The following is a 23,103-nucleotide window of genomic DNA, read 5'->3' as shown; positions in this document are numbered from 1 at the left end:
TTTTTTCTTTTGAAAATTCATAACATGCGCCACGGTCCTATAATGGCAACGTTTTTTTCCCCCCCCCCCCCCCCCCCGGCCGTCTGACGATGGCTTGACCCGGCGGGAGCCGGAGTCGTCAGGCGGCAAAATTTCCGCAGGCTTGCCTGCTCGATATTGGAATACGACCGGGTCGTGTTCCGTGCTGAGGGTAACCCTCAGTCTCCTGGTGCGGCGAGGGCCGTTCCCCGCGGTGGGGAACGGCCCGAGGAGTCCACCCCATGTTTGCCATAACAGCATGAGGCGATCCGAGCGCTTCATGTCTCCATAAGAACGTCGAGAACTCCGAGGCGACGTTCCGTGCCGGATCACGCGGGTGTTCCGGCAAAATTTCTGCCGTGCGGCAGGAGCACGAACGTTTCTGTTCGTCAACACATTCGCCATACTTTTCGGGAAAAACAGGTGGCCCGAAAAGTTCTCCTCCGCATTGCCGGCATGCACGCCATGACATGTCGGCAAAATTTGCTCTGGGGTCGCAAGGCTCCAGTCTCCTCCCCCCCCGGCCGGACTTTCGGCTCACAGCGAAGGTCCGGCAAAATTTCTGTCCTGCATCCATCCCGCGATTGCGGGGTGCGTACTCCTGGTCGAGCACGGCGGAGAGGGGCGGTATGCTCTCCGCCGTGCAAAAAACGCGAACTTATCTTCCCTCCGGGACAGGGATCGCCGGTTTTCGACACGGGGTCGGGAACGGGCCACTGCCCTAGGGTCTCTGTTTCGGAGGTTTTTTTCTGGAGAAAGCCATGAAGATTCTCATTGTGTATGGTTCCACGACGGGCAACACCGCGGGTATTGCCGAAGCTCTCGCTGAACGCATCGGAAACGCCGGTCATGACGTCACGCTGCTGAACGCCGCCGACGCGTCGGCCGAAGGACTGTGCAACGGCTACGACGCCGCGCTGTTCGGCTGCTCGGCCTGGGGCACGGACGAGGTGGAAATGCAGGACGACTTCAACACGCTGTTCGAGGACTTCGACGCCATCGGCGCAAGCGGCAAGAAGGCGGCCTGTTTTGCCAGCGGCGACAGCAGCTTTGAGCATTTCTGCGGCGCGGTGGACGTGATTGAAAACCGGCTTTCCGGCCTGGGCGCCGTGATTATGGAAGAGGGCCTCAAGGTGGACGGCGACTATTCCGGCAACAAGGCGGACGTGGACGCCTGGTGCGACCGCATCATTGAAGATCTGTAGCGAAAAGAGACTGGTTATGATCGGGTCATCCGGGCGTCGGCGCGCCCGGATGACCGGCCTGAACATGAGGATTCAGGGTGCGCGAGTATCGCCCGAAGAGTTTCAAGACCTGAAACGCCGAAACGCGCTTTCCGCGCCGCCGAAGCCTTGGGGAAAACGCCCGGAGGAAATGTTCAAGAGAGAGAAAGCAGCTGCAAGAGAGAGTATCCGGAGAGAGAACCGACTTGTAACCGAGCCGGTTCTTTTTTTTTGCATGAAGGCGTGGAGAAAATAAGGCCCACTTGCGGCAGGGGGGACGCAGCGGCGTTCGGAACGGGGCGTGCCCCGTTCTGGATCAGACTTTCTGATGCAGCACCGGAATCAGCCTTTTTTCCACGGCCTTTTTCATGAGCGCGGCGTCGAGCGGCATGGCGGCGAACAGTTCCAGCGCGAGAATGGCCTGATGAATGAGCATGCCGAGGCCGTTCATGGTCTGATGTCCGCGTTTTTCCGCTTCCTTCAGCAGTTCGGTTTTGAGCGGCCGGTAGATGAGATCGCACACCGGCGCGGAGGCGGGAAGGGCGTCGAGAAAACGGAAGTCGGCAAACTGCGCGGGAACGCCCTGCATGCCGAGCGGCGTGCAGTTGATGAACAGATCCGCTTCGGCCAGCGTCCGCTCAAAGTCCGGGCTGCCGAGGGCGACCACATGCACGCGGGCCGAGGAGCGGGCGAGTTCTTCGGCCTTGGCCGGGGTGCGGCAGCACACGGCAATGGACTTGGCTTCCGCCGCGGCAAGCTTGAGCACCACGGAGCGGGCCGCCCCTCCGGCGCCGTACACGGCAATCTTTTTGCCCTCAGGCAGGATGTCTTCGTCGAGCAGGGAGCGGAGGAATCCCGCGCCGTCGGTGTTGTGGCCGTGGAAATGTCCGTCGCGGATGACCACGGTGTTCACGGAGCGGTACATGCGCGCGTCGTCGGAGAGCGTGTCCATGAGGGGCACGAGATCGGCCTTGTGCGGCATGGTGGCGTTGAAGCCCGCAAGGTTCATGCCGGGCGTGCCGGGCAGCCAGGCCGCCACGGTTCCGGCGGGAACGAGAATGCGGCCGTAGGTGCAGTAGAGGCCGAGTTCGTCCAGCATGGCCTGCTGAATGAGCGGGGAGAGGCTGTGTTCGATGGGATCGCCGATGACGGCCAGTTTCTTTCCGTTCAGAATGCTGCTCATGGAAGACTCCGTGGGTCAGACGTGGGAATTGCTGCGGCGGTAATGCCGCAGTACCTGGAGAATGCGGCGCTTCAGGGTGCGCGGGCCGCCGTGATTGGGAACGGTCACGTCGGCGTGACGGCGGTACAGGGCAAGTCGGGCGGCGTAGAGGCGGAAGAGCTTGTCTTTGTCGTCCTGCACGAGCGGGCGGTCCTTCAGCGTGGTGGAGCGGAGAATGCGGGAAGGATGGCGGTCGATGAAGACGACAAGGCCGTTTTTGGAAAGTTCCTTCATGTTTTCTTCGCGCAGAATCATGCCTCCGCCCGTGGATATGACGGCGCCCTGCACGGCGGCGGCTTCCCGGGCGCAGGCGGATTCGATGTCCCGGAAGCCCGACTCGCCGTCTGCGGCAAAGATGTCCGGAATGGTGCGGCCCGTCTTTTTTTCGATCATGACGTCGGTGTCGAGAAGCGGCAGGCGCAGCCTTTTCGCGAGCCTTCTGCCGAAGGTGCTCTTGCCGCAGCCGGAAAGTCCTATGAGCACGAGATTTTTCATGCGAGCACTCCCGGCAGTTCGGTGAGGGCCAGAGCGCAGGCGGCCTCGATGACGGGCACGGCGCGCGAAAGAATGCAGGGGTCGTGCCTGCCGGAGATGGTGAGTTTTGCGGCCTCGCCGGTGCTCATGTTGACGGTGTCCTGCTCTTTGCCGATGGAGGGCGTGGGCTTGACGACCACGGTGAACACGACGGGCATGCCGTTGGAAATGCCGCCGTTGATGCCGCCGTTGTTGTTGGTGCGGGTGCGGAGGGGGTTGCCCGGCGTAAGAGAGTCGTTGGCTTCGCTTCCGCGCATGGAAGCGAAGTCGAAGCCCGCGCCGAAGGCCAGTCCCTTGACTGCGGGCACGGCGAACATGTGCCGGGCGATGAGACTTTCGATGTTTTCATCGAAGTCCGGGCTGCCGAGTCCGGCGGGCACGTTGAGCGCAAAGCACTGGATGAGTCCGCCTGCGGAGTCGCCGTCGCCCCGGGCGTCGAGAATGGCCTGCTGCATGGCTTCGCCGCGCGCATCGTCGATGACGGGCAGGGGCTTGCGGGCCGCGGCCCGCAGGGCCTCGACATCGGGAGAGGCCAGATCGAGGGGAGCGTCATCGATGCCCGCAATGCTCTTGACGCGCGCGAGCACTTCCACGCCCCGGGCGCGCAGGGCCAGCTTGGCCACGGCTCCGGCAAAGACCAGCGGGGCCGTGAGCCGGCCGGAAAAGTGACCGCCGCCGCGGTAGTCCTCGAAGCCGCGGTAGCGAAGATGGGCGGTGAAGTCTGCATGGCCGGGGCGGGCGAGCCAGCGGGTGGCGGCGTAGTCGCGGGAGCGGGTGTCGGTGTTTTCTATCACGCCGCAAAGGGGCGTGCCGCAGGCCTTGCCCTCGAACACGCCGCTCAGGATGCGCACTTCGTCCTTTTCGTTTCTTGCCGTGGCAAGCGGCGATTTGCCGGGCGCGCGGCGCGCCATTTCGGCGCGGATGAAGTTCTCGTCGATGTCGAGTCCCGAAGGGACGCCCTGAAGTACGACGCCGATGGCCGGGCCGTGGGATTCGCCGAACAGGCTGTAACGCATTATTGTTGTCCTTTTTTCAGCCCCATGCGGGCCGACTGGAGAGCCACCTTGCGGGCTTCTTCGTGAATTTTCTTTTTCTCTTCGCCTTCCTTCCACCACCAGCGGGCCTTGTGCAGAATGAGGTCCACATCGCCCGCGGCGGCCAGCGAAAGCAGATTGCGGTACTGGCGCGTCATGGCCTGACTGTGGGGGTTGGCTTCGAAAAGCCAGGTGAACAGCGCGCCGTCTTCCATGAGCTGCTTTTCCGAGGAGTTCATGCGCCGCAGGAAGGAGGGGGTTATGTACGGCAGAAGCGCGGGGTCTTCCGCCGTCATGGCGAAATACACCGCGCTCGTGATGAAGTTCATGCCCTGAATCTTGGCTTCCGCGATGTCGTGCTCTTCGGCCGTGGCGCGGAAGGTCACGCAGCCGAAGCCCTGAAACAGGCTCTCCACAAAACTTGTGTCCTCTTCCGAGGCCCGCCTGCCGGGCACGATGGTCACGCGCAGTTCCAGGTCCTGCGCGGGCACGGGCCCGAAGAGCGGATGCGTGCCCACCACCGGCCCATCCCACAGACTTTCCATGTGCTGCATGGGCAGTTCCTTCACCGAGGTGATGTCGGCAAGGATGGCGTTTTTCTCCATGAAGGGGCGAAGCAGGGAGACGGTGTCGGCTATGGCCGTGGCCGGTATGCACAAAAGCACCAGGCGCGCCCCCCGGCAGGCCTCCTGCATGGCCTGCTCCTCAAAGGGCAGATCGAGACCTGCGGGGTCAAGTTGCGGATTGCGGCCGAAGCGCTCCATGAGCATGGAGCCCATGCGGCCGCGGCACCCTACAATGACGATGCGTTCGCTCATGCAAGGGCGCTCCACACGTTCCAGAATTCGGGGAAGGACTTGCGCACCACGGCGGGATCGTCCACCACGACGCGCTGCCCCCGGCCGAGACCGAGGAGCGATGCGGACATGGCGATGCGGTGATCGTTGTAGGTGTGGAACACCGTGCCTTCGGGAATGGAAGGCGCATTCGGCGCAAGACCGCGCACGGCAAGATAATCCGCGCCTTCCTCCACGGACGCGCCGATGCGGGAAAGTTCCGCGGCGCAGGCGGAAATGCGGTCGCATTCCTTGAGGCGGAGGTGGGCGATGTTTTCCATGCGCGTTTCGCCTTCGGCGTAGGCCGCCGTCATGGCCACGGTGGGCACGAGATCGGGGCAGGCTCCCATGTCCACGGTGATGCCGTGCAGCTTCGAGGGGCTCACGAGAATGCCGTCGCTTCGCACGTCGATGGACGCGCCCATGTCCCGCAGAATGGTCAGGATGGCGCGGTCGCCCTGCAATGAGTCGGGGCGAAGCCCCGTCACGAGCACGGGCTCGCGGCCCACGGCTCCGGCGGCAAGCAGGTAGGAGGCTCCGGACCAGTCGCCTTCCACGCGGTATTCGCCGCTTTTGTAGCTGCCGGGATGCACGGTGATGCGAAGCTCTCCGGGACGCGCTTCCTGAACGCTTTTCCACGGCACAATCTTCCATGCGCCGCCCGTCAGCATTTCCACCTCAAAGGCGATGCCGAAGTCTTCCAGCACCTGCAGCGTGAGTCCCACATAGGGCCAGGACACCACCTTTTTGCCCGTGAGAGAAATGCGCAGCGGCGAGGGGCAGAAGGGCGCGGCCAGAAGCAGACCGGAAAGAAACTGACTCGATTCGTCCACGCTCATGTCCACGTCGCCTCCGGCAAGGCCGTCCGTGGAAAGCACGAGAGGCGGATAGCCTTCCTTTTCCTCAAAGGTCACGCGTGCGCCGAGCGTTTGAAGGGCCTTGGCGAGCGCGCCGATGGGGCGTTCGTGCATTCTCGGAACGCCGTGAATGCGGAACGAGCCGCGACCGGCGGCCAGCACGGCGGTGAGCAGACGGCAGGTGGTGCCCGATTCGCCCACGTTGCAGTCGGCGGGCTCGTCGATTCCTCCGACCGGGCCTCTCTCCATGCCCTGCACGCGCCAGTTTCCGTCGCCGAGATCCTCCATGACGGCCCCTGCGGTGTGGAGAATGTCGCGCGTGCGCTCAAGATCGGCGCTGGAGAGCGCGTGGCGCACCAGCGACGAGCCGTGCGCGAGCGCGGCCGCAATGAGCGTGCGGTGAGAGACGGATTTGGATGCGGGGGCCTGAAGCGTTATCATGAATCAGAATCCTGTGGTGTTGGCGGTTGAATCGAGACGCGGTCCTTCGGGATAGCAGCCGAGCACGCGCAGAGACGTGCAGCAGGAGGCGAGATCGCGGATGAGATCGGCGCGGCGGGAGGCGGTGAGATCGCATTCCACGTCGGCAAAGAACATGTAGTCCCAGCACCGGCCCTTCAGCGGACGGGATTCGAGCTTGGTCATGTTCACCTTGTGCGCGGAGAACACGTTGAGCACGTCGCAGAGCGTGCCGGCCTTGTTCTTCACCGTGAAGAGCAGCGACGACTTGAAATTGTCGGCGTCGGCTTCGTGCGGGCTTCCGGCGGGAACCTCGCCCGCGCGGATGAGCACGAAGCGCGTCCAGTTGGCGGCGTCGTCCTGAATGTTGTCGGCAAGGGAGCTCATGCCCAGCTTTTCGGCCATGCTGCGGTGACCGATGGATGCGGCTCCCGCTTCCTGCGAGGCCTTCCACGCGGCGGCGGCCGTGGAGTCCACGGACACGAGCCTCGCTCCGGGCAGATGGGCGCGCAGCCATGCGGCGCACTGGCCGAGCGGCTGCGCGTGCGAGTACACGGTTTTCACGTTGTCGAGCGACGTTTCCCGGCTGAGCAGGCTGTTGGCGATGCGGGAATAGAATTCGGCCTGAATGTTCACGTCGTACTGAGAGAACAGGTCGAAGCTCTGGGTGATGGTGCCGTGAATGGAGTTTTCCAGCGGAATGACGCCCGCGTCGAACTGTCCGAGGCTCACGCCGCGGAAAATTTCATGGAAGTCGCGGCAGGGCACGAAGGACATGGATTCGCCGAGAAAGTCCATGGCCGCAAAATAGGAGAACGTGCCTTCCGGGCCGAGATAGGCCACGGTACACGGTTTTTGCAGGGAACGGGAAGCGGAAAGCACGGCGCGCCAGATGGAAAGGATGTGTTCCGTCTTCAGCGGACCGGGGTTGCGTTTGGCGAGCCCTTCCAGAAGCCTGGCCTCCCTGGCCGGATCGAACACTTTGCCCGACACCTGTCTCTTGGCCTGCCCGACGGCCACGCTCAGGCCTGCCCGCCGGTTCAGAAGCTCAAGAAGCTGGGAGTCCACGTCGTCAATCTGCCTGCGCAGGTCTGCGAGGCCCGGAATCTGGAAAGGCTCTGCCATACTCTATTTCTCCTGAATGTCTTCCTTGATGCGCATGCCGAAGTGACGTCCGGCCTCGTCGGTGCGACAGAGCACCTTGTCGCCGGGCTTGAGCGTCACCACGCTCACGGGAGTTCCGTCGGGAGCGGTCAGGCGTATGGTCTCGGCGTTCTGAAGGAACACGGCGCCCGTCTTGTCCCCGACCTTCGCTTCCACGAGCAGCATGGGACGCACTTCAATCTTCACTCTTCCGGCGGTGGCGATGCTGGTGGCGCCCGTGTAGTCCACGACGAGCATCTGCGTTCCGGCCGTCACTTCCGAAAGATAGGTCGTGGCGTCGCCGGGCAGGCGCACGTAGGCGTGAACCGCGCCCGCGTTCACGCGGAAGGGGCGGGAGGCCACGTATTCGTTGTGCTCCGTTTCGGCGTGAACAAGGAAGGTGAAGGCGCTGGAATTGCCCACCAGCATGCCCTGTCCGCGGTGCAGCATGGACATGGTGTCGATGCACACGCGGTGTCCGAGTCCGGCGGGCTCCACGCGGACGATTTCGGCTTCCTCCAGGTCTTCGTGCTCACGGCTGATCTTGCAGCGCGACACGATTTCCTTGAGATCGGCGATGGCTTCGGGCAGCACCACGATGCCCTGCACGCCGCGCTGAAGAATGCCGGACGCAAGCACGGCTTCCTCCAGCGTTCCGGCTTCGGCCGTCACGTTGTCGCACTGGGCGAGCAGGTTTTCCACGGGAATGATCTCCCATCCCCGGGCGAGAACCACCTGCTTTCCCGAACGGAGCGAGTCGCGGATCTGTTCTTCGTCGGCCTTGGAGGTCATGGCGCAGGAGGGCATGTCCTCTTCCGCAATGACGGGAGTGCGGGAGAGCACGGACACGGATTCCACCTTGTCGGCGGGAACGATGACCCCGTCCACGCCGGATTCCAGCGCGAGGGTCACGTCGTTCTTGCTGAAGGGCACGCTTTTGAAATAGATGTTCATGGACTATCCTTCAAAAGAATTAGTCTTCGCCCACGATGGCCATGGCGTCGTCCACGGAGGCGTTCGAGTGAACGAGGGCGTTCATGGCGCGCATGAGATCCACGCGGCGGGGATGTTCAAACACGTTGCGGCCGATGGAAACGCCCGCGCCGCCGGCCTGCAGGGAATCGTACACCATCTGCAGCAGCTTGCGCGTGGAGTCGATGCGTTCGCCGCCGGCAATGACCACGGGCGCGCAGCAGCATTCGGTGACGCGCTGGAAGGTTTCGGGGCTGCCGGTGTAGGAGACCTTCACGATGTCGGCGCCGAGTTCCGCGCCCACGCGGGCGCAGTGGGCCACCACGTCGGTGGCGAAGCTGTCGCGGATGAGACCGCCGCGGCCGTAGAGCATCATGAGCAGCGGCACGCCCCAGCGGTTGCAGTGATCGGCAATGACGCCCGCGGTGTTGAGCATTTCGCGTTCGTTGGGATCGCCGAGGTTGATGTGGACGGACACGGCGTCCGCGCCGAGGCGGATGGCTTCTTCCACGGTGCCGGTGAGCACCTTGGTGTTGCCGTTGGGGGAGAGCTCCGTGGAGGCGGTGATGTGCATGATGAGGCCGAGGTCGGCGTTGGCGTCGGCGCAGCCGGAGGCGCGGATGAGACCCTTGTGCATGAGCACGGCGTTGGCGCCGCCTTCATTCATGTCGTCCACGGCCTTGCGGATGTCCACCAGACCGTCGGGCGCGCCGATGGTCATGCCGTGATCCATGGGCACGATGATGGTGCGTTTAGTGTCGGGGTTGAAGATGCGGGTCAGTCTTTTCTTGGTGCCGAGTTCCATGGGGCGTTCCTTCTTTTTGAACGTTGTGGGCTGCGTGGCGGCTGTAGCATACAAAAAGGGCCGCCGGCTTGTTTCGCCTGCGGCCCGAAGTTTGCAAACTGAGGATGTCAGCAACTCTTCCGACCACAGGGCCCGGTAAAATAAAAGTAAAAACCAAAGGTAAAGCCGTTGGTTTCAAACTGGGCGGTGGCGGAATACAGAGTATGCATGACAAACAACCATTGAAAGTTTAAGAATTTACTAATCCCAGAGAAAGAAATCTGTCAACAGGAAAATGGCGGGAGACGAAAACTTTTTCGTCTTATTTTTCACCCATCATTTCCAGGGCCTCGTCCACGGTGGCGTTGCCGTGAACCATGGCGCGCAGGGCCTTGAGCAGTTCCACGCGGCGCGGATGCTCGAACACGTTGCGGCCCACGGAAAGGCCGGAACCGCCCGCCTGCAGCGAGCCGTACACCATTTCCAGCAGCTTGCGCGTGGAATCGAGCTTGGGGCCGCCCGCAATGAGCACGGGCACGCCGCAGTCTTCCACCACGTCGGCGAAGGTTTCGGGATCGCCGGTGTAGGGCACCTTCACGATGTCGGCGCCGAGTTCCGCACCCACGCGGGCGCAGTGGGCGATGTTGTGCGGATCATAGCTGTCCACGTCGTGACCGCGCGCGTACACCATCATGAGCAGAGGCATGCCCCACAGGCTGCATTCCTTGGCGATCTTGCCGGCGTCGGCCATCATGAGGCTTTCGTCGTCGTCGCCGAGGTTGATGTGGATGGACACCGCGTCCGCGCCGAGACGCACGGCCTCTTCCACGTCGCCCACGAGCATCTTCTTGTTGGGGCGGCGCGAAAGGCTGGTGGACGCCGAAATGTGCATGATGAAGCCGAGGCGCATGTGGGATTCGTAGTCGGCCTTGTGGATGAGGCCTTTGTGCAGAAGCACGGCGTCGGCCATGCCTTCGTCCATGTCGTGAATGGCTTTTGCCATGTCGCGCAGACCGCGGGGCGCGCCGTCGGACATGCCGTGATCCATGGGAACGATGATGGCGCGGCCGGTTTTGGGATTGATGATGCGATTGAATCTTCTGAGAGAGCCGACTTCCATGAGAGGTACCTCTTTGCAGGCATTCCGGCGGTTACGAAAAAAGCCGCCGGCTTTTGATTATGCCTGCGGCTTTATATTCCTGTGTGACGGAAGAGATCAGCACAGCTCGCCGCTTGGCCGGAAATAATACGCATAGCACCAGCAACCGAAGCTGCTGGCGTAGGTAAAATAGCCGAAGCGGAACGCGCTGAACATGATGTGCCAACCTTTTTTTTCTCTCATAGCTCCGGTCTGGAATCGCTGTCAAGCGGGGAAGCAATCTTTTTGTCTCGTCGTTCATAATTAATGATCGAATGTTGCGTCATGGGCGTCTGCGGAGGCGGACTTGCTTTCCGCAAGACCGCGCTGCGCCTCGATTTTTGCCCGGAACGAAAAAATCTGCATGATATTTTGCACAGACGTCGATACTTTTTTGTATATGAATGCGCTTTTTCCGGTCATGCCGTGCACTATCATGACTCATACAGAAAAAAGATGACACGGCTGATGCAAAATTGTTTTATACCTGAGCCGTCGGCCTTCATGATCCGGAAAGTTGCGGCAGACGCATCCTTTCCGGAAAAAATTTTTCCGACGCCGTTGACAAACGGAGCGCTCTTGCATACACAGAAGGAAAGTTCACCATTCACGTTCAGGAGTCTTCCATGTCCGCAGCCGTTTTCACCATGTCCTTCGCCGGTCAGTGGTGGTGGCGTATCTTTTCTTCAGGGAGAGGATGCGGTCTTGACGTCTGAGTAATGGTGCAGATTCGGAAGCAATAAATGCCGTTCCCTCTCCGGGGAGCGGCATTTTTTTATTAACTCACACTGAGGATTATCGACATGACAACCAAGACATCGCCCATTCGAGTGCGTCAGAGCGTCCGCTGGCTCCCGGCGGACATGGACACGCCCATCAGTCTTTTCCTGGACATGGCCCGGGACAGGGACGGCATTCTTCTGGAAAGCGCGGAAGTGGACGGGCGATGGGGTCGCTACAGCGTGCTTGCCTGCGACATGGCCCTGTACCTCATTTGCCGCGAAGGAAAGCTTGAATGCCGCACGGAAGACGAACGCCTTGCGCGTCTTGCCGCCTTCAACGGCATGAACTTCGTGGAAGGGCTTCGCTCGGTCATGCGTTCGCTGGAAATTCTGCCCGACCCGCAGGCCGCGGATCTGCCGCCCATCACGCGCTCTTTGTGCGGCTATCTGGGCTACGGCATGGCGTCGCTCTTTCATCCGAAGCTCGCCCCCGTCATGAAGCCGGAAGATGCGGAGTGCGTGCTCTGTCTGCCCGGAACTCTGCTGCTTTTCGATCACATGTACAATCGACTGGCGCAGGTGAGCCTCGGCGAACACAGGGATCTGGGCCGCAGCGGATCGTTTTCCCGTCAGGATTCGACGCATGCGGACAGGGCCGACGTGCTGGCCGAACCCGGCGAGGCCGGATTCCAGGCGGCCGTGGAACGCATACGGGAAATGCTGCGCATGGGCGAAGCCATTCAGGTGGTGCCTTCGGTGCGATTCAGCATGCCGTTCGACGGCGATCCCTTCACCCTGTACCGCCGCATGCGCAGTGAAAACGCGTCGCCGTACATGTTCTTCATGCGTCTGCCGGGCATCACGCTGTTCGGCTCTTCGCCGGAAGTCATGGTGCGCTGCGAGAACGGCAGACTGCTTTCCGCGCCCATTGCCGGAACCAGACGCCGCGGCGCGACCGTGGCCGAAGACGAGGCCCTGGCCGAGGAGCTCATCGCCGATCCCAAGGAGCGCGCCGAGCACATGATGCTCGTGGATCTCGGCCGCAACGATCTCGGCAGGCTCGCGCGCCCCGGCTCCGTGGAAGTGGAGAAGCTCATGATGGTGGAACGTTTTTCCCACGTCATGCATCTCACGAGCCGCGTCACCGCGGAACTTGAGGACGGCCTCGACGCCGTGGACGTCCTTGCCGCCACGTTCCCGGCGGGCACGGTGAGCGGCGCGCCCAAGATACGCGCCATGGAAATCATTGCCGAAACCGAACCCTGCCCGCGCGGACCCTACGCAGGCTGCATCGGCTGGCTCGGTCTGGACAGAGACGGCGTGAACCTCGATACGGGCATCACCATCCGCAGCATGTGGGTGCGCGATCAGCGCCTGTACTGGCAGGCCGGAGCCGGCATCGTTCACGATTCCGTGCCGGCCCTGGAATGGAAGGAGGTTTGCAACAAATCGGCCATCATGCGTCAGGCCTGTTTCACCACGGGAGAGTTCCATGTTCCTGCTCATCGATAACTACGATTCCTTTACCTACAATCTTGTTCAGGCCTTCTGCCGTCTGGGGCACCGCCCCCGCGTGGTCAAGAACGACGATCCCGGTCTGGTGGCCATGGCCAACGATCCTTCGCTGCGCATGGTGTGCATTTCCCCCGGGCCGGGGCATCCGTCGCAGGCCGGATACTGCCTCGACTTTCTGAAGCAGCTCAGTCCGCGCATTCCGGTGCTCGGCGTGTGCCTCGGGCATCAGATTCTCGGCCTCTACGCCGGGGCGGACGTCGTGCCCGGCCCCGTGGTCATGCACGGCAGAACTTCGGAAATCGTGCACGACGGCAAGGGGCTGTATCGCGGCATGCCCAATCCCATGGTGGTGGGCCGCTACCATTCCCTGGTGGTTCGCGTGGACGACGAGCATCCCAACGATCTGCTTTCGGTGTCCGCGCGCGGGCCGCAGGGCGAAGTGATGTCCATGCGCTTCAAGGATCGTCCGTGGGTGGGCGTGCAGTATCATCCCGAATCCATCCTCACGCCCGACGGTCTGCGTCTTCTGGAAAACTTCCCGGGCAGCCTGCTGCCCACGGTTCACGCCGCGCCCACCATCAGTTCCATTCTGGAATCCGTGTCCCGCGGCAGGGACATGACCGACGAGGAATGCGACGTGGCCTTCGGCTCCATGCTCGACGGCACCATGACGCCCGCCCAGGCCGGAGCCCTGCTCATGGGCCTGCGCATGAAGGGCGAAAAGCCCGCCGAACTGGCCGCGGCCATCCGCATCATGCTGGCGCGCGCCGTGAAGGTGACGGGCATTCCTGAAAAGTGCATCGACATCGTGGGCACGGGCGGCGACGGCAAGCGTTCGTTCAACTGTTCCACGGCCACGTCGCTCACGCTGGCGGGCATGGGCTACCGCATGCTCAAGCACGGCAACCGCGCCGTGTCTTCCACCTCCGGCGCGGCGGACGCGCTGGAAGGCCTCGGCATTCCGCTGGAAAAGGATCCCGAAGCCATCGTGGAAATGCTGAAGGAACGCAATTTCGCCTTCCAGTTTGCGCCGTACTTCCACCCGGCCTTCGCCAACGTGGGGCCGGTGCGCAAGCAGCTCGGCATGCGCACCATGTTCAACATGCTGGGCCCCATGCTGAATCCGGCCTGCCCCGACTATCTCATGATGGGCGTGGGCGATCCGAATCAGGTGGATCTCATTGCGGCCACGCTGCAGAAGCGTCCCTTCCACAAAGTGGCGGTATTCAACGGCGCGGGCGGCTACGACGAATTGACCACCATGGGCAAAACGCGCGTCGTTCTCATTACCGACGGCAAGATGGACGAAGTGGTGTTTGATCCTGCGCTCTACGGCTTCGAGCCCTGCGAGCCCGAGGACGTGGAAGTGAAGAACAAGGAGGAAGCCGCGGCGGTGCTGAAGGAACTTCTGGCCGGACGCGGCCCCCGGGCCATGCGCGACATGATGACGGTGAACGCGGCGTTTGCCATCTACATGCTGGAAGACGACAAGAGCATGGAAGAGTGCGTGGAGCTGGCCCGCAAGGGCGTGGCCGAAGGCGCGGGCATGAGGGTGCTGGCATGACGGGACTGGAACGTTTTGTGGAGGCCAAGCGGGCGGAGATAGCCGAGCTTGAGCGCCTCGGCGCGGACAATCTGCATCCGTGGAAGGGCGGCAGACCGTCGTTTCGCGGGGCGCTTGAAAGCGGAGGGGCCGGGCCTCTTCCCGTGGTGGCGGAGTACAAGCGGGCCTCTCCCTCGCGCGGCGTGATCTGCGAAACGCTGGAGCCCGAAGACGTGGCCCTGCAGTACGCGAAGGCCGGGGCGGGCGCGATTTCCGTGCTCACCGAGGAGCGGTATTTTCACGGCTCGCTGTCGTACCTTTTCCGCATGGCCTCGGCCATGCAGCGGGAAGGCGCGGCGGTTCCCATGCTGCGCAAGGACTTCATCTTTCATCCGCTGCAGGTGGCGGCGGCGCTTTCCACGCCGGCGTCGGCGCTGCTGCTCATCGTTCGCCTCACGCCGGACGCCTGTCTTCTTCGCGAGCTGCGCGAGCAGGCCGAGGCGGGCGGCATGGAGGCGGTGGTCGAGGTGTTCGACGCGCGCGACGTGGCGCTGGCCCGCGAGAGCGGGGCGGGCATCATTCAGGTGAACGCGCGTGATCTTGCTTCACTCAAGGTGGACAGAAGGGCCTGTCTTGCGCTGGCTGAGGCGTGCCCTCCGCAGGAGGGGGAACTCTGGATTGCGGCAAGCGGCATGAGCTGCCGCTCCGATCTGGAAGAGGCCGCAAAGGCCGGATTCCGGGCCGCGCTCGTGGGCTCCGCGCTCATGGAACACGGTCGTCCGGGGGAGGCGCTGCGCGCGCTTCTTGGCGGGGAGGCGGAGTATGCGGATTAAAATCTGCGGCATGAGCGAGCAGCGTCTCATCGACGAGGCGGCCGCGCTCGGCGTGGAGTTCTGCGGATTCGTGTTTTACGAACCGAGCCCGCGCAACGTGTCGCCGAGGCTGGTTGCGTCTCTGGACACGCACGGCATGAAGCGCGTGGGCGTGTTCGTTCGTCAGAGCGCGGAGGAAACAGAGCGCATCGCAAGCGAAGCCGGGCTGGATTTCGTGCAGCTTCACGGCGGTCAGAGTGCGGCGTTTGCCGCGCGTTTTCCGGCAGAAAAAGTGATCCGCGTGCTCTGGCCGGGGAAATATTCGTCCGCGCAGGCGCTTCAGCAGGGCATCGACGCCTTTGCCGACACCTGCGGCATGTACCTGCTCGACGCGGGCATGGGCAGCGGCCGGGAGCTCGACTGGCAGAGTCTTGCCGATCTTTCGTTTCCGCATCCGTGGTTTCTTTCCGGCGGACTCGGGCCGGACAACGTGGCAAGGGCGCTTTCGGCCTGTTCTCCGGACGGGCTCGACTTCAATTCCAAACTGGAATCCTCCCCGGGCAGAAAGAGCGGGGAACTCATGGAAAAGGCCGTGGCGGCGGTTCGCGAATGCGCAAGTGGCGCGGCAGACAGCAGAAAAGGTGACAGGCTATGAAAAAAGGATATTTCGGCGATTTCGGCGGGCGTTTCGTGCCCGAGCTGCTCATGCCGCCCCTCATGGAACTTGAGGAGGCCATGAAGGACATTCTGCCTTCCGAAGCGTTTCGGAACGAGCTTGACGATCTGTTGAAGAACTACGCCGGGCGCGCGACTCCGCTCACCTTCTGCCCCGGGCTTTCGGCAAAGCTGGGCTTCGAGGTGTGGCTCAAGCGCGAGGATCTGCTGCACACCGGCGCGCACAAGATCAACAACACGCTGGGGCAGGCGCTTCTGGCCAAACACATGGGCAAGACCTCGCTCATTGCGGAAACCGGCGCCGGTCAGCACGGCGTGGCCACGGCGGCCGCGGCGGCGCGCCTCGGCATGAAATGCACGGTGTACATGGGCGCGGAAGACGCGGAGCGGCAGTCCGCCAACGTGCGGCGCATGCGTCTGCTCGGCGCGGACGTGGTGGCCGTGGAGAGCGGCTCCCGCACGCTCAAGGACGCCATCAACGCGGCGCTCCGGGCATGGATTTCCCTTCAGGAAACCACGCATTACTGCTTCGGCACGGCGGCCGGGCCGTATCCGTTCCCGGATCTCGTGCGGGAATTTCAGAGCGTCATCGGCCGCGAGGCCCGCGCGCAGATGCTGGAGCGCACGGGCAGCCTTCCCGACTACGTGGTGGCGGCCGTGGGCGGCGGCTCCAACGCCATCGGCATGTTCACGGCCTTCGTGCCCGACGAGTCGGTGAAGATCATCGGCGTGGAGGCGGGCGGCACGGGCGAGCCCGGCTGCATGCATTCGGCGGCCATCAATCTCGGACGCCCCGGCGTGCTGCACGGCGAGTACACCATGCTGCTTCAGGACGACGAGGGGCAGATTCTGCCTTCCGGCTCCATTTCCGCGGGACTGGACTACCCCGGCGTGGGCCCGGAACACGCCCATCTTGCGGCCGTGGGCCGCGTGAAGTACGGCGTGGCCTACGATCACGAAGCGCTTTCGGCCTTCCAGGAGCTCTGCCGCGTGGAAGGCATTCTGCCCGCGCTGGAATCCTCCCATGCGCTGGCCTACGTTCTGGCGCACGCCGGGGAATTCGCTCCCGGCAGCCGCGTGCTGGTGAACCTTTCCGGCCGCGGCGACAAGGACATGGACATTGTGGAAAAGGCGCTGAACCTCTGATTTTCGGCGGCACGGCCGCGAAGGAACAATAGTATGCATCTGCTGGAAAAAAAGTTACGCGACGCTTCGGCCGAAGGACGCACGGCGCTCATTCCCTTTGTGACGGCGGGATATCCCTCGCCGGACGCCTTCTGGAACGTCATTGAAGAACTGGACGAGAGCGGCGCGGACGTCATTGAAATCGGCGTTCCGTTTTCCGATCCCGTGGCCGACGGCCCCGTGGTGGAGGCGGCGTCCGTGGAGGCGCTGAAAAACGGCGTCACGCTGCGCCGCATCATGGAAGGGCTGCGCGAGCGCAAGGGCAGGTTCAAGGCCGGGCTGGTGCTCATGGGCTACATGAATCCGTTTTTGCAGTACGGTCTGGACAAGCTGGCGACGGAGGCGCAGGAGGTGGGCGTCCACGGTCTCATCGTGCCTGATCTGCCCTACGACGAGGCGGGCGACATGCGCGCGGCGCTCTCCGCGCACGGTCTGGCGCTCATTCCTCTGGTGGGGCCGAACACCTCCGAGGAGCGCATGAAGCTTTACGCGGACGTGTCGGAAGGTTACGTGTATGTGGTGTCCGTCATGGGCACCACGGGCGAGCGCGCGAGCCTGCCGCCGGAAGTGCCGGAGGTGCTCTCCCGTGTGCGCAGGGTGTTTTCTCTTCCGGTGGCGCTCGGCTTCGGCCTGCGCGTTCCGGAACAGCTCGACGCGCTGCTGAAGGACATCCGGCCGGACGCCGCGGTGTTCGGCAGCTCGCTCCTCAGGCACATTGCGGCGGGCAAGGCCCCTGCGGACTTCATCAAAGTGTGGAAGGCCGCCCGGTAGCGGCCTGCCTGCGTTCAGGAACGCGCCCGCCTTCGACGCGAGATACGGCCTGAAAAGAGAATCGTTCTGCGCCCGGCGCTCCGTGATATCCTCCTTTTCGGAGGACAGGCGGATGGCCGGGCGTTTTTTTTGACGCATGGGCGGGATTTTCGCGCGGATGCCTGCCTGACAACGAAGAGATGAGCCCGCCCGCGCGGGCGCGGAGCAGCATGATCGTAAGCGTCAGCCGGAGAACGGACATTCCGGCCTTTTACGCGGACTGGTTTTTCCGCAGACTGGAGGAAGGATTCGCGCTGGTGCGCAATCCCGTGAATCCGCGCCGGGTGAGCCGGGTGAACCTTTCGCCCGACGCGACGGACGGCTTCGTGTTCTGGACCAAGAATCCTTCGCCCATGCTGAATCGGCTCTCGCGCCTCCGGGACTACGCGTATTATTTTCAGGTGACGCTCAACGCCTACGGCCGGGACGCGGAACCCGGCGTGCCTTCCAAGCGGGATGTGATCATTCCGGCGTTTCGTCGTCTTTCCGAACTCGCGGGGCGGGAGCGGGTGATCTGGCGCTATGATCCCGTGTTTTTCAGCGCTGCGTACACGATGGAGCATCACGTCCGCTACTTCGAGAGGCTGGCCGCGCTGCTTGCTCCGTGGACGAAAAAATGCATCGTCAGCTTTCTGGACGTGTATCGGAACACGCGGCGGAACATGGCGTCGCTTGGTCTGCGGGACGCGTCGATGGAGGAGCGGCGATCGCTTGCGTCGGCCTTGGCCGAGATTGCCCGGTCGCACGGTCTCACGCTGGAGGCCTGCGCGGAAGACATGGATTTTGGAGAATTCGGCATAGGCCGCGCCCGCTGCGTGGATGCCGATCTGCTCGGCAGGCTGCGGGGCGTGACGCTGAAGGCAAGGAAGGACCCGCATCAGCGCCCGGCCTGCGGCTGCGCGGAGAGCGTGGACATCGGCGCCTACGACAGCTGTCTGCACGGCTGCCGCTACTGCTACGCCTGCGCCGGACGATCGGGTGCGCCCGCGGGGGCGGGCAGGCACGAAGCCTGCTCGCCGTTTCTCGTGGGGCACGGTGAACCCGGGGACGTGGTTGTGGAAAGAGCGGGGAGAGCCTGCGGGGACAGGCAGCTTTTTTTGTGACGCGCGGCGGAAGCTTTGGCCTGCTAGGGCTGCGGACGCGCCGTCGTGGACAGAACGGCGTTCAGCCTCGCGTCGAGATCCTTTCCGGCCATGGCGCGCACGGCGGAGAGAAAATGCTCCAGAGGCAGGCCCGGACCTGCGGGCGTCGGCGCGAAGGAGCCGGGAAGCACGAGCGTTTCCTGCCGGAGCGCCGCGCTGTTCATGACGTTTTCGTCGGTGCTCAGCAGCGCCGCGGGCGTCTGACACTGGAAGGTCGCCTGCACGAGCCGTCCCTGCGGCGTGTCCCAGAGCCGGAACACCAGCATGGAGCCGGGAGGCGTGCTGTCTCTGGGGAAGGGCGTGTTGTTCCAGTGCAGGCCGAGAAGGCCCGCCACGTTGACGATGTTGGTGTCGTGCCCGGAAAAGATGACCAGCTTTGCCTTGTTGACTTCGCCCAGCGGCGAGGTTCCGGCCAGCGCTTCCGCCATGAAGAGCAGCAGCGGCATGCCTTCCTGACGGGCAATGGCGGGAAAGCGCTGAACAGCGTTCTGCACGCGGGTATGTACGGGCAGAAGGTGCAGGGCCGTGGAAGGATTCACCAGAATTTCCCCGTCTGCGGGAGCGACGGGGGCGGGCGTCCAGCGCGGACGGGCGGGAAGCGTCACGACGCCCGGCTTGTCGCTGCGGGGCGCAAGAATGATCTGCCTCGCCTTCTGCTCCACGGGCGTGCCGGGCCCGGCAGGCTGCGTCACGGGCGTCGCGGCGGGAATCATCTGGGAGCGCACCGGCCATTCCAGACTTTCAAGCAGCAGAAGTTCCGCCGTGGTGGAAGCCAGCGCCAGACCGCCGCGCAGGGAAACGCCTTCGCGGGAGCCCGGCTTGGGGTATTGCAGCAGCGTGGGCATGTCGCTCAGCGTGCAGAACGGCTGCCCCGGCTCGCACAGCTGCGGGGAGGCCGGGCCGAGCAGTGCGGAGAGTTCCGCCACGCGCCTGTCCATGTCGGCGCGAACGTCGACGAGGTCTTCTTCCAGTTCCGATTTTTCTTCGCTGGTGAGCGCAGGCGCGGCCATGAGACCGCCCCGCACGGGATGAAACACGGGATCGTGTCCGCTGCGGCTTGAGAGCGTCTTCATGCCGCAGCCCGGAGCCAGTCCTTCCAGCATGGCCGCGGCCGTGGCCAGAGTGCGCTGTTCGTTGTCGGCATAGACCAGCACGCTGCCTGCGGGCGGACATTCCGAGGCCGGAAGCAGCCCGTCGAAGGCCAGGGACTCGCGCAGGCCGGTCCATTCGCCCTCGATGAGATCCGCTCCGCGTGCCGTGAGATTGCCCGGAGCCGTGTTCCATGCGGGCCAGTCGCGGGAACTCCATGTCTCCAGCGTGGAGGGCGACTGCGTGGGCGAACGCACGCCGTGGCGGCTCAGCGCCACCACCTTGAGCAGCCTGGGCGAATCCTGAGCAAGAGCGTCCGGAAGAGGCGAACAGAAAAGAACACCCGCCAGAGCGGCAGTGACAATAAAAACGCGGCGCATGATCGGCTCCTTTTCCTGTTTTGGAAAAAGTATGGCATGCGCCGTGACGGCGGGCAAGGATTTTTAGTTTTTAGAGTGTGTTAGAGTAATGCTGTCGCGCATTGCCGCATTGCCTGAGGCCCGTTGCCGGGCCCGCTTCCGGGCCGGGCGGGCATCTTTGCCGCGCGGGCGAAGAACGCAACCATGTTGCAGCGGCGTCGGTGTGAAGCGCTGCCCGGACGGTCGGCGCGAAACGAAAATTCGAGCGCGCTGCTTGAAACGCCGTGTTCGGCCACTGGGGGGGAAAAAAGACGCAGGGGCGTGCTGTTTGAAGCGCAGTGCCCGGCGACCTCTTTGAAGCACAGGGGGAGGGCCGGTCTGATGCAAAGTGCCGAGGCGGCGCTCTGCGCTCATCGCGCCTGCGCCGGAAAGGCCTTCACCTGACGACTTCGGTTCAAAGCGCCTTTGCCGCGCGGAAGCCCCGTGTTCCGTTTACGGGCGAATTACAGTCCGCGGGAAGGGTCGCGGCGCTCCTCCACCTCGGGGAAGAAGTCCGGATCGTCCTTGTGCTCCTTGGAAACGTAGAAGGAACAGAAGCACGCGCCGTACTCGGCAATGTCGGCGTCCCGGTACACGCAGGGGCAGATGATGTCGCTGTCCTGCTGCTTGTCCGCGCAGGCCAGACGGCAGGGGCAGCACATGTAGCCGTAGCGCTCCTTGTTGGCCAGCAGACTTTCCGCCGTGCCCAGACAGTGATCGTGATCGGCGTGAAGATAGTATCCCTTGGATTCAGCTCCCTTCGCCAGATGTTCAAGCAGTTGTTCCGGAGTCATGAATCAGTGCCTCCTGCATGAGCTGTTTGCGGAATCCCACGATGACCTTGCCGCCCGGCACGAGAATGGTGGGAAACGTTCCGCGGGGATTGTAGGTACGCACTTTTTCCATGAGATCGGAACGCTGCGAGCCTGCATATTCGTCAAGATAGATGACGATGTAATCGACATTATTGGCGTCAAGAAACTTTCTCGTGTTCTTGCAGTGCTGACACGTGGTGAGGGCGTACATGATGGGCTTTTCGGAAATGGGATTCATTCCGAGCTGGTAGAGCTCCTGATCGCCCTTGAGTTCCTCCTCTTTCGGCTTGTCGGAGTCCGGTTCGGAGGTCTTTTTCCTGCGCAGAACAAGAACCGCAATGAGAACGATGACGACAACGGCGGCGGCTATGAGGGCGACGGTAGAGTTCATGGGATGGTCTCCTTACAGGATGCTTCGCCTGAAGGCGAATGAAAAAAGTATGCTCTTTTTGTGAAAAAAAGCCAGAGGCAACGGCTTTCGTTCCGCAAAAAAGCGAAAGCCGATATTTTCGTCAGTGTTTTCCGCGGCTTTTGTCGGGGCGGCGTTCCTGATCCCGGGCAGGTCTTCCCTCGTTTCTCCGGGTGCGATCGTTGTCCCGGCGGCGGGGAGAGGGACGGCGCGTTTCGTTGTCGCGCTCTTCGGGGAAGGCGCGGCCGCGCTCGGCCGGGAATCGGCGGCCGGAGTATTCGCGTCCGCGTTCAGGTGCAGCGCGGCGATGATCGCGCCGTTCGGTTGAAAATCGCCCCGGTTCGCGATCGTCCCTGCCGGAATGACGCGGAGACTCCAGGGAAAGAATGATCGCCCGGGACTTCATGTCCTTTTCGCGCGTGGGCCAGGCTTCGCAGAGCGCGCCGGGCGGCAGGTGCGACGAGGCGGGAATGAGGGCGAGACCGAGGGGCGAGCAGGCGTAGCGGGCGCGTCCGGGATAGCCGGGAACCACGAAGGCGTCGGAAACGATGCGTGCGGGCACGGGGCGTCCTTTTGGCTGCGGCTGTTCGTCGGAAAAGTGTTCCATGTCCTCTTCGCGAATCTTGCGCAGCAGAAGGAAGGACAGACTGATGGAATCCTTGTCGAGTCCGGCGCGGGCGGAAAGTTCGCGCAGCGCGGCGGGCGCGTGTTCGGCGGGCGCGTTCACATGGCACCAGGCCGTGGTTCTCCTGTTCAGCATGGGGCAGCGGCCCGCATGGGGGCAGGGCGCAAGAGGCTCGAACAGGGGCGGCAGACCGAAGTCGTCCATGTCGTCGTCCCAGTCGTCATCGACGTCTTCGCGGCGGCCCGCCTGCTCCTCGCGCAGGGCAAAGGCCGTGAGATCGCCGTATTCCGGCTCTTCGTCCACGCCGCCGAGCGCGCTCTTGCGCAGGTGCGACACGAGGCGTCCGCCCTGGCGCGTGCCGGGCTCCACGGAAAGAATGAGGCCGTCTTCGCAGAGCATGTCGGCCGCGCTTTCCAAAAGTTCGCGCATTCTGTCGCCTATCTGATGGCCGGGCCTGGCGCGGCGTTCCTCCATTTCGTTGAGCACGTTGCCCATGCACGCCATCCACAGGGAGCCGGGCTTGGCGTAGAGGCGGCGCGGAGCCTGCGTGACCGACGAGCGCATGGTGCGGATGATCCACGGGCTTTCCGGATCCAGCGCGGCGCGCATGCCCTCAAAGATGTTCCGGCCCAGTTCCAGAATGTGCGGCGTGGTGTCGCTGGCCACCAGCGTGACGGGGCGGGAGCGCAGATCGGGGCGGGAGAGCCACAGCGCGAGCGGAAGCGTGAGCGGGCCGCTGCCCATGTCGAGGATGAGCGGCTCGTCGGGAATGCGGCCGAAATCGAGTCCGGGCAGCAGCGCGGAGAGGCGCACGAGGTTCCAGGGCAGAAAATAGCGCAGATAGGCCGAGGTCAGACGGGGGGAAGTCCAGTAGGGGCGGCTCAGGCCGTCGCGTTCCGTGGTGAGCAGCGCAGAAAGATCGCGGCAGGCCATGGGGAGGTCGCGTTTCTGGGAACCGTTCATGGGCATGACGCGGTCGAGAACGAGGAACAGTTGTTCCAGCCCGCGCCGGGCGAAGCTGTCGGGAGCGGAAAAGAGAGGTGTGATCATGGAAAATCCTGTGCGGAAAAAGGCTGCCGAAAGGTTGCTGAGAGGGTGGCGTAATCCGGGGGGAAATGCAAGGCGAAAATGAACGAAAAAAGG

At 63.4% G+C, this 23,103-nt stretch carries 21 protein-coding genes; 8 read left to right on the top strand and 13 right to left on the bottom strand.

The genetic code is table 11. From position 1 onward, the window contains the following. The first annotated feature begins 779 nt into the window (after positions 1 to 779). Positions 780 to 1,223, top strand: coding sequence for a flavodoxin (locus Q0K02_RS04485; protein ID WP_294485443.1), 444 nt, complete (start codon positions 780 to 782; stop codon positions 1,221 to 1,223). Positions 1,224 to 1,557: 334 nt separating this feature from the next. Here the strand turns inward: Q0K02_RS04485 and aroE are convergent, their stop codons facing one another. The 9 genes from aroE to Q0K02_RS04440 all read right to left on the bottom strand — a co-directional run bounded on the left by aroE (position 1,558) and on the right by Q0K02_RS04440 (position 10,202). Then, positions 1,558 to 2,424 carry a shikimate dehydrogenase gene (gene aroE / locus Q0K02_RS04480; RefSeq protein ID WP_294485442.1) on the bottom strand — a complete coding sequence of 289 codons (867 nt, stop codon included), beginning with the start codon at positions 2,422 to 2,424 and terminating at the stop codon, positions 1,558 to 1,560. 15 nt (positions 2,425 to 2,439) lie between these two features. After that, complete coding sequence (locus Q0K02_RS04475; protein WP_294485441.1) at positions 2,440 to 2,958, bottom strand: shikimate kinase; 519 nt, start codon at positions 2,956 to 2,958, stop codon at positions 2,440 to 2,442. Further along, entirely contained in the window at positions 2,955 to 4,013 is a 1,059-nt protein-coding gene (aroC, locus tag Q0K02_RS04470; protein ID WP_294485440.1) for a chorismate synthase, read from the bottom strand. Before aroC ends, Q0K02_RS04475 begins: the two co-directional genes overlap by 4 nt. Next, positions 4,013 to 4,849: a prephenate dehydrogenase/arogenate dehydrogenase family protein gene (locus Q0K02_RS04465; protein ID WP_294485439.1), complete on the bottom strand. Its 837-nt coding sequence runs from the start codon at positions 4,847 to 4,849 to the stop codon at positions 4,013 to 4,015. The genes aroC and Q0K02_RS04465 overlap by 1 nt, the downstream gene beginning before the upstream one ends. Further along, positions 4,846 to 6,165, bottom strand: coding sequence for a 3-phosphoshikimate 1-carboxyvinyltransferase (aroA, locus tag Q0K02_RS04460; RefSeq protein WP_294485438.1), 1,320 nt, complete (start codon positions 6,163 to 6,165; stop codon positions 4,846 to 4,848). Before aroA ends, Q0K02_RS04465 begins: the two co-directional genes overlap by 4 nt. Before the next feature lie 3 nt (positions 6,166 to 6,168). Further along, on the bottom strand, positions 6,169 to 7,308 hold the full coding sequence (pheA, locus tag Q0K02_RS04455; RefSeq protein ID WP_294485437.1) for a prephenate dehydratase: 1,140 nt from the start codon (positions 7,306 to 7,308) through the stop codon (positions 6,169 to 6,171). A gap of 3 nt (positions 7,309 to 7,311) precedes the next feature. Beyond that, complete coding sequence (locus Q0K02_RS04450; protein ID WP_294485436.1) at positions 7,312 to 8,280, bottom strand: 3-dehydroquinate synthase II family protein; 969 nt, start codon at positions 8,278 to 8,280, stop codon at positions 7,312 to 7,314. A gap of 19 nt (positions 8,281 to 8,299) precedes the next feature. After that, a complete protein-coding gene (locus Q0K02_RS04445; RefSeq protein ID WP_294485435.1) occupies positions 8,300 to 9,103 on the bottom strand; it encodes a 2-amino-3,7-dideoxy-D-threo-hept-6-ulosonate synthase in 804 nt (267 codons plus the stop codon). 301 nt (positions 9,104 to 9,404) lie between these two features. After that, entirely contained in the window at positions 9,405 to 10,202 is a 798-nt protein-coding gene (locus Q0K02_RS04440) for a 2-amino-3,7-dideoxy-D-threo-hept-6-ulosonate synthase (protein ID WP_294485434.1), read from the bottom strand. Between the two features lie 821 nt (positions 10,203 to 11,023). On the opposite strand from Q0K02_RS04440, the gene Q0K02_RS04435 reads away from it, so the two are divergent. The 7 genes from Q0K02_RS04435 (at position 11,024) to Q0K02_RS04405 (ending at position 18,585) form a co-directional block, all read left to right on the top strand. Then, positions 11,024 to 12,454, top strand: coding sequence for an anthranilate synthase component I family protein (locus Q0K02_RS04435; RefSeq protein WP_294485433.1), 1,431 nt, complete (start codon positions 11,024 to 11,026; stop codon positions 12,452 to 12,454). Next, positions 12,435 to 14,021 carry an anthranilate phosphoribosyltransferase gene (gene trpD, locus Q0K02_RS04430; RefSeq protein WP_294485432.1) on the top strand — a complete coding sequence of 529 codons (1,587 nt, stop codon included), beginning with the start codon at positions 12,435 to 12,437 and terminating at the stop codon, positions 14,019 to 14,021. The genes Q0K02_RS04435 and trpD overlap by 20 nt, the downstream gene beginning before the upstream one ends. Then, the gene (locus Q0K02_RS04425; RefSeq protein ID WP_294485431.1) at positions 14,018 to 14,833 is read left to right on the top strand and encodes an indole-3-glycerol-phosphate synthase; all 816 of its coding nucleotides are present in this window, start codon (positions 14,018 to 14,020) and stop codon (positions 14,831 to 14,833) included. The genes trpD and Q0K02_RS04425 overlap by 4 nt, the downstream gene beginning before the upstream one ends. Then, positions 14,823 to 15,467, top strand: a complete 645-nt coding sequence (locus Q0K02_RS04420; RefSeq protein ID WP_294485430.1) for a phosphoribosylanthranilate isomerase — start codon at positions 14,823 to 14,825, stop codon at positions 15,465 to 15,467. Before Q0K02_RS04425 ends, Q0K02_RS04420 begins: the two co-directional genes overlap by 11 nt. Further along, positions 15,464 to 16,633 (top strand): tryptophan synthase subunit beta, encoded by a 1,170-nt coding sequence (trpB, locus tag Q0K02_RS04415; RefSeq protein WP_294485429.1) that lies wholly within the window; start codon positions 15,464 to 15,466, stop codon positions 16,631 to 16,633. Before Q0K02_RS04420 ends, trpB begins: the two co-directional genes overlap by 4 nt. Before the next feature lie 33 nt (positions 16,634 to 16,666). After that, on the top strand, positions 16,667 to 17,443 hold the full coding sequence (gene trpA / locus Q0K02_RS04410; RefSeq protein ID WP_294485428.1) for a tryptophan synthase subunit alpha: 777 nt from the start codon (positions 16,667 to 16,669) through the stop codon (positions 17,441 to 17,443). A gap of 209 nt (positions 17,444 to 17,652) precedes the next feature. Beyond that, positions 17,653 to 18,585 carry a DUF1848 domain-containing protein gene (locus Q0K02_RS04405; protein WP_294485426.1) on the top strand — a complete coding sequence of 311 codons (933 nt, stop codon included), beginning with the start codon at positions 17,653 to 17,655 and terminating at the stop codon, positions 18,583 to 18,585. A 23-nt stretch (positions 18,586 to 18,608) separates the two neighbouring features. On the opposite strand, the gene Q0K02_RS04400 is transcribed toward Q0K02_RS04405, so the two are convergent. The 4 genes from Q0K02_RS04400 to Q0K02_RS04385 all read right to left on the bottom strand — a co-directional run bounded on the left by Q0K02_RS04400 (position 18,609) and on the right by Q0K02_RS04385 (position 23,010). Then, a complete protein-coding gene (locus Q0K02_RS04400; RefSeq protein WP_294485424.1) occupies positions 18,609 to 20,093 on the bottom strand; it encodes a histidine-type phosphatase in 1,485 nt (494 codons plus the stop codon). A 482-nt stretch (positions 20,094 to 20,575) separates the two neighbouring features. Next, on the bottom strand, positions 20,576 to 20,905 hold the full coding sequence (locus Q0K02_RS04395; RefSeq protein ID WP_294485422.1) for a ferredoxin-thioredoxin reductase catalytic domain-containing protein: 330 nt from the start codon (positions 20,903 to 20,905) through the stop codon (positions 20,576 to 20,578). Beyond that, positions 20,883 to 21,317, bottom strand: coding sequence for a glutaredoxin family protein (locus Q0K02_RS04390; RefSeq protein WP_294485420.1), 435 nt, complete (start codon positions 21,315 to 21,317; stop codon positions 20,883 to 20,885). The genes Q0K02_RS04395 and Q0K02_RS04390 overlap by 23 nt, the downstream gene beginning before the upstream one ends. 121 nt (positions 21,318 to 21,438) lie before the next feature. Further along, positions 21,439 to 23,010: a hypothetical protein gene (locus Q0K02_RS04385; RefSeq protein ID WP_294485418.1), complete on the bottom strand. Its 1,572-nt coding sequence runs from the start codon at positions 23,008 to 23,010 to the stop codon at positions 21,439 to 21,441. Between the last annotated feature and the right edge of the window lie 93 nt (positions 23,011 to 23,103).

The organism is uncultured Mailhella sp., from assembly GCF_944324995.1.
Taxonomy (GTDB): domain Bacteria; phylum Desulfobacterota; class Desulfovibrionia; order Desulfovibrionales; family Desulfovibrionaceae; genus Mailhella.
The sequence above is the reverse complement of the archived record's forward strand: the minus strand, read 5'-3'. Positions and strand labels throughout refer to the sequence as shown.

Bases quoted from the DNA above. Each gene is read 5' to 3' on its own strand.
- Q0K02_RS04485 (WP_294485443.1), top strand. From the start codon at position 780: ATGAAGATTCTCATTGTGTATGGTTCCACGACGGGCAACACCGCGGGT.
- aroE (WP_294485442.1), bottom strand. From the start codon at position 2,424: ATGAGCAGCATTCTGAACGGAAAGAAACTGGCCGTCATCGGCGATCCC.
- Q0K02_RS04475 (WP_294485441.1), bottom strand. From the start codon at position 2,958: ATGAAAAATCTCGTGCTCATAGGACTTTCCGGCTGCGGCAAGAGCACC.
- aroC (WP_294485440.1), bottom strand. From the start codon at position 4,013: ATGCGTTACAGCCTGTTCGGCGAATCCCACGGCCCGGCCATCGGCGTC.
- Q0K02_RS04465 (WP_294485439.1), bottom strand. From the start codon at position 4,849: ATGAGCGAACGCATCGTCATTGTAGGGTGCCGCGGCCGCATGGGCTCC.
- aroA (WP_294485438.1), bottom strand. From the start codon at position 6,165: ATGATAACGCTTCAGGCCCCCGCATCCAAATCCGTCTCTCACCGCACG.
- pheA (WP_294485437.1), bottom strand. From the start codon at position 7,308: ATGGCAGAGCCTTTCCAGATTCCGGGCCTCGCAGACCTGCGCAGGCAG.
- Q0K02_RS04450 (WP_294485436.1), bottom strand. From the start codon at position 8,280: ATGAACATCTATTTCAAAAGCGTGCCCTTCAGCAAGAACGACGTGACC.
- Q0K02_RS04445 (WP_294485435.1), bottom strand. From the start codon at position 9,103: ATGGAACTCGGCACCAAGAAAAGACTGACCCGCATCTTCAACCCCGAC.
- Q0K02_RS04440 (WP_294485434.1), bottom strand. From the start codon at position 10,202: ATGGAAGTCGGCTCTCTCAGAAGATTCAATCGCATCATCAATCCCAAA.
- Q0K02_RS04435 (WP_294485433.1), top strand. From the start codon at position 11,024: ATGACAACCAAGACATCGCCCATTCGAGTGCGTCAGAGCGTCCGCTGG.
- trpD (WP_294485432.1), top strand. From the start codon at position 12,435: ATGTTCCTGCTCATCGATAACTACGATTCCTTTACCTACAATCTTGTT.
- Q0K02_RS04425 (WP_294485431.1), top strand. From the start codon at position 14,018: ATGACGGGACTGGAACGTTTTGTGGAGGCCAAGCGGGCGGAGATAGCC.
- Q0K02_RS04420 (WP_294485430.1), top strand. From the start codon at position 14,823: ATGCGGATTAAAATCTGCGGCATGAGCGAGCAGCGTCTCATCGACGAG.
- trpB (WP_294485429.1), top strand. From the start codon at position 15,464: ATGAAAAAAGGATATTTCGGCGATTTCGGCGGGCGTTTCGTGCCCGAG.
- trpA (WP_294485428.1), top strand. From the start codon at position 16,667: ATGCATCTGCTGGAAAAAAAGTTACGCGACGCTTCGGCCGAAGGACGC.
- Q0K02_RS04405 (WP_294485426.1), top strand. From the start codon at position 17,653: ATGATCGTAAGCGTCAGCCGGAGAACGGACATTCCGGCCTTTTACGCG.
- Q0K02_RS04400 (WP_294485424.1), bottom strand. From the start codon at position 20,093: ATGCGCCGCGTTTTTATTGTCACTGCCGCTCTGGCGGGTGTTCTTTTC.
- Q0K02_RS04395 (WP_294485422.1), bottom strand. From the start codon at position 20,905: ATGACTCCGGAACAACTGCTTGAACATCTGGCGAAGGGAGCTGAATCC.
- Q0K02_RS04390 (WP_294485420.1), bottom strand. From the start codon at position 21,317: ATGAACTCTACCGTCGCCCTCATAGCCGCCGCCGTTGTCGTCATCGTT.
- Q0K02_RS04385 (WP_294485418.1), bottom strand. From the start codon at position 23,010: ATGATCACACCTCTCTTTTCCGCTCCCGACAGCTTCGCCCGGCGCGGG.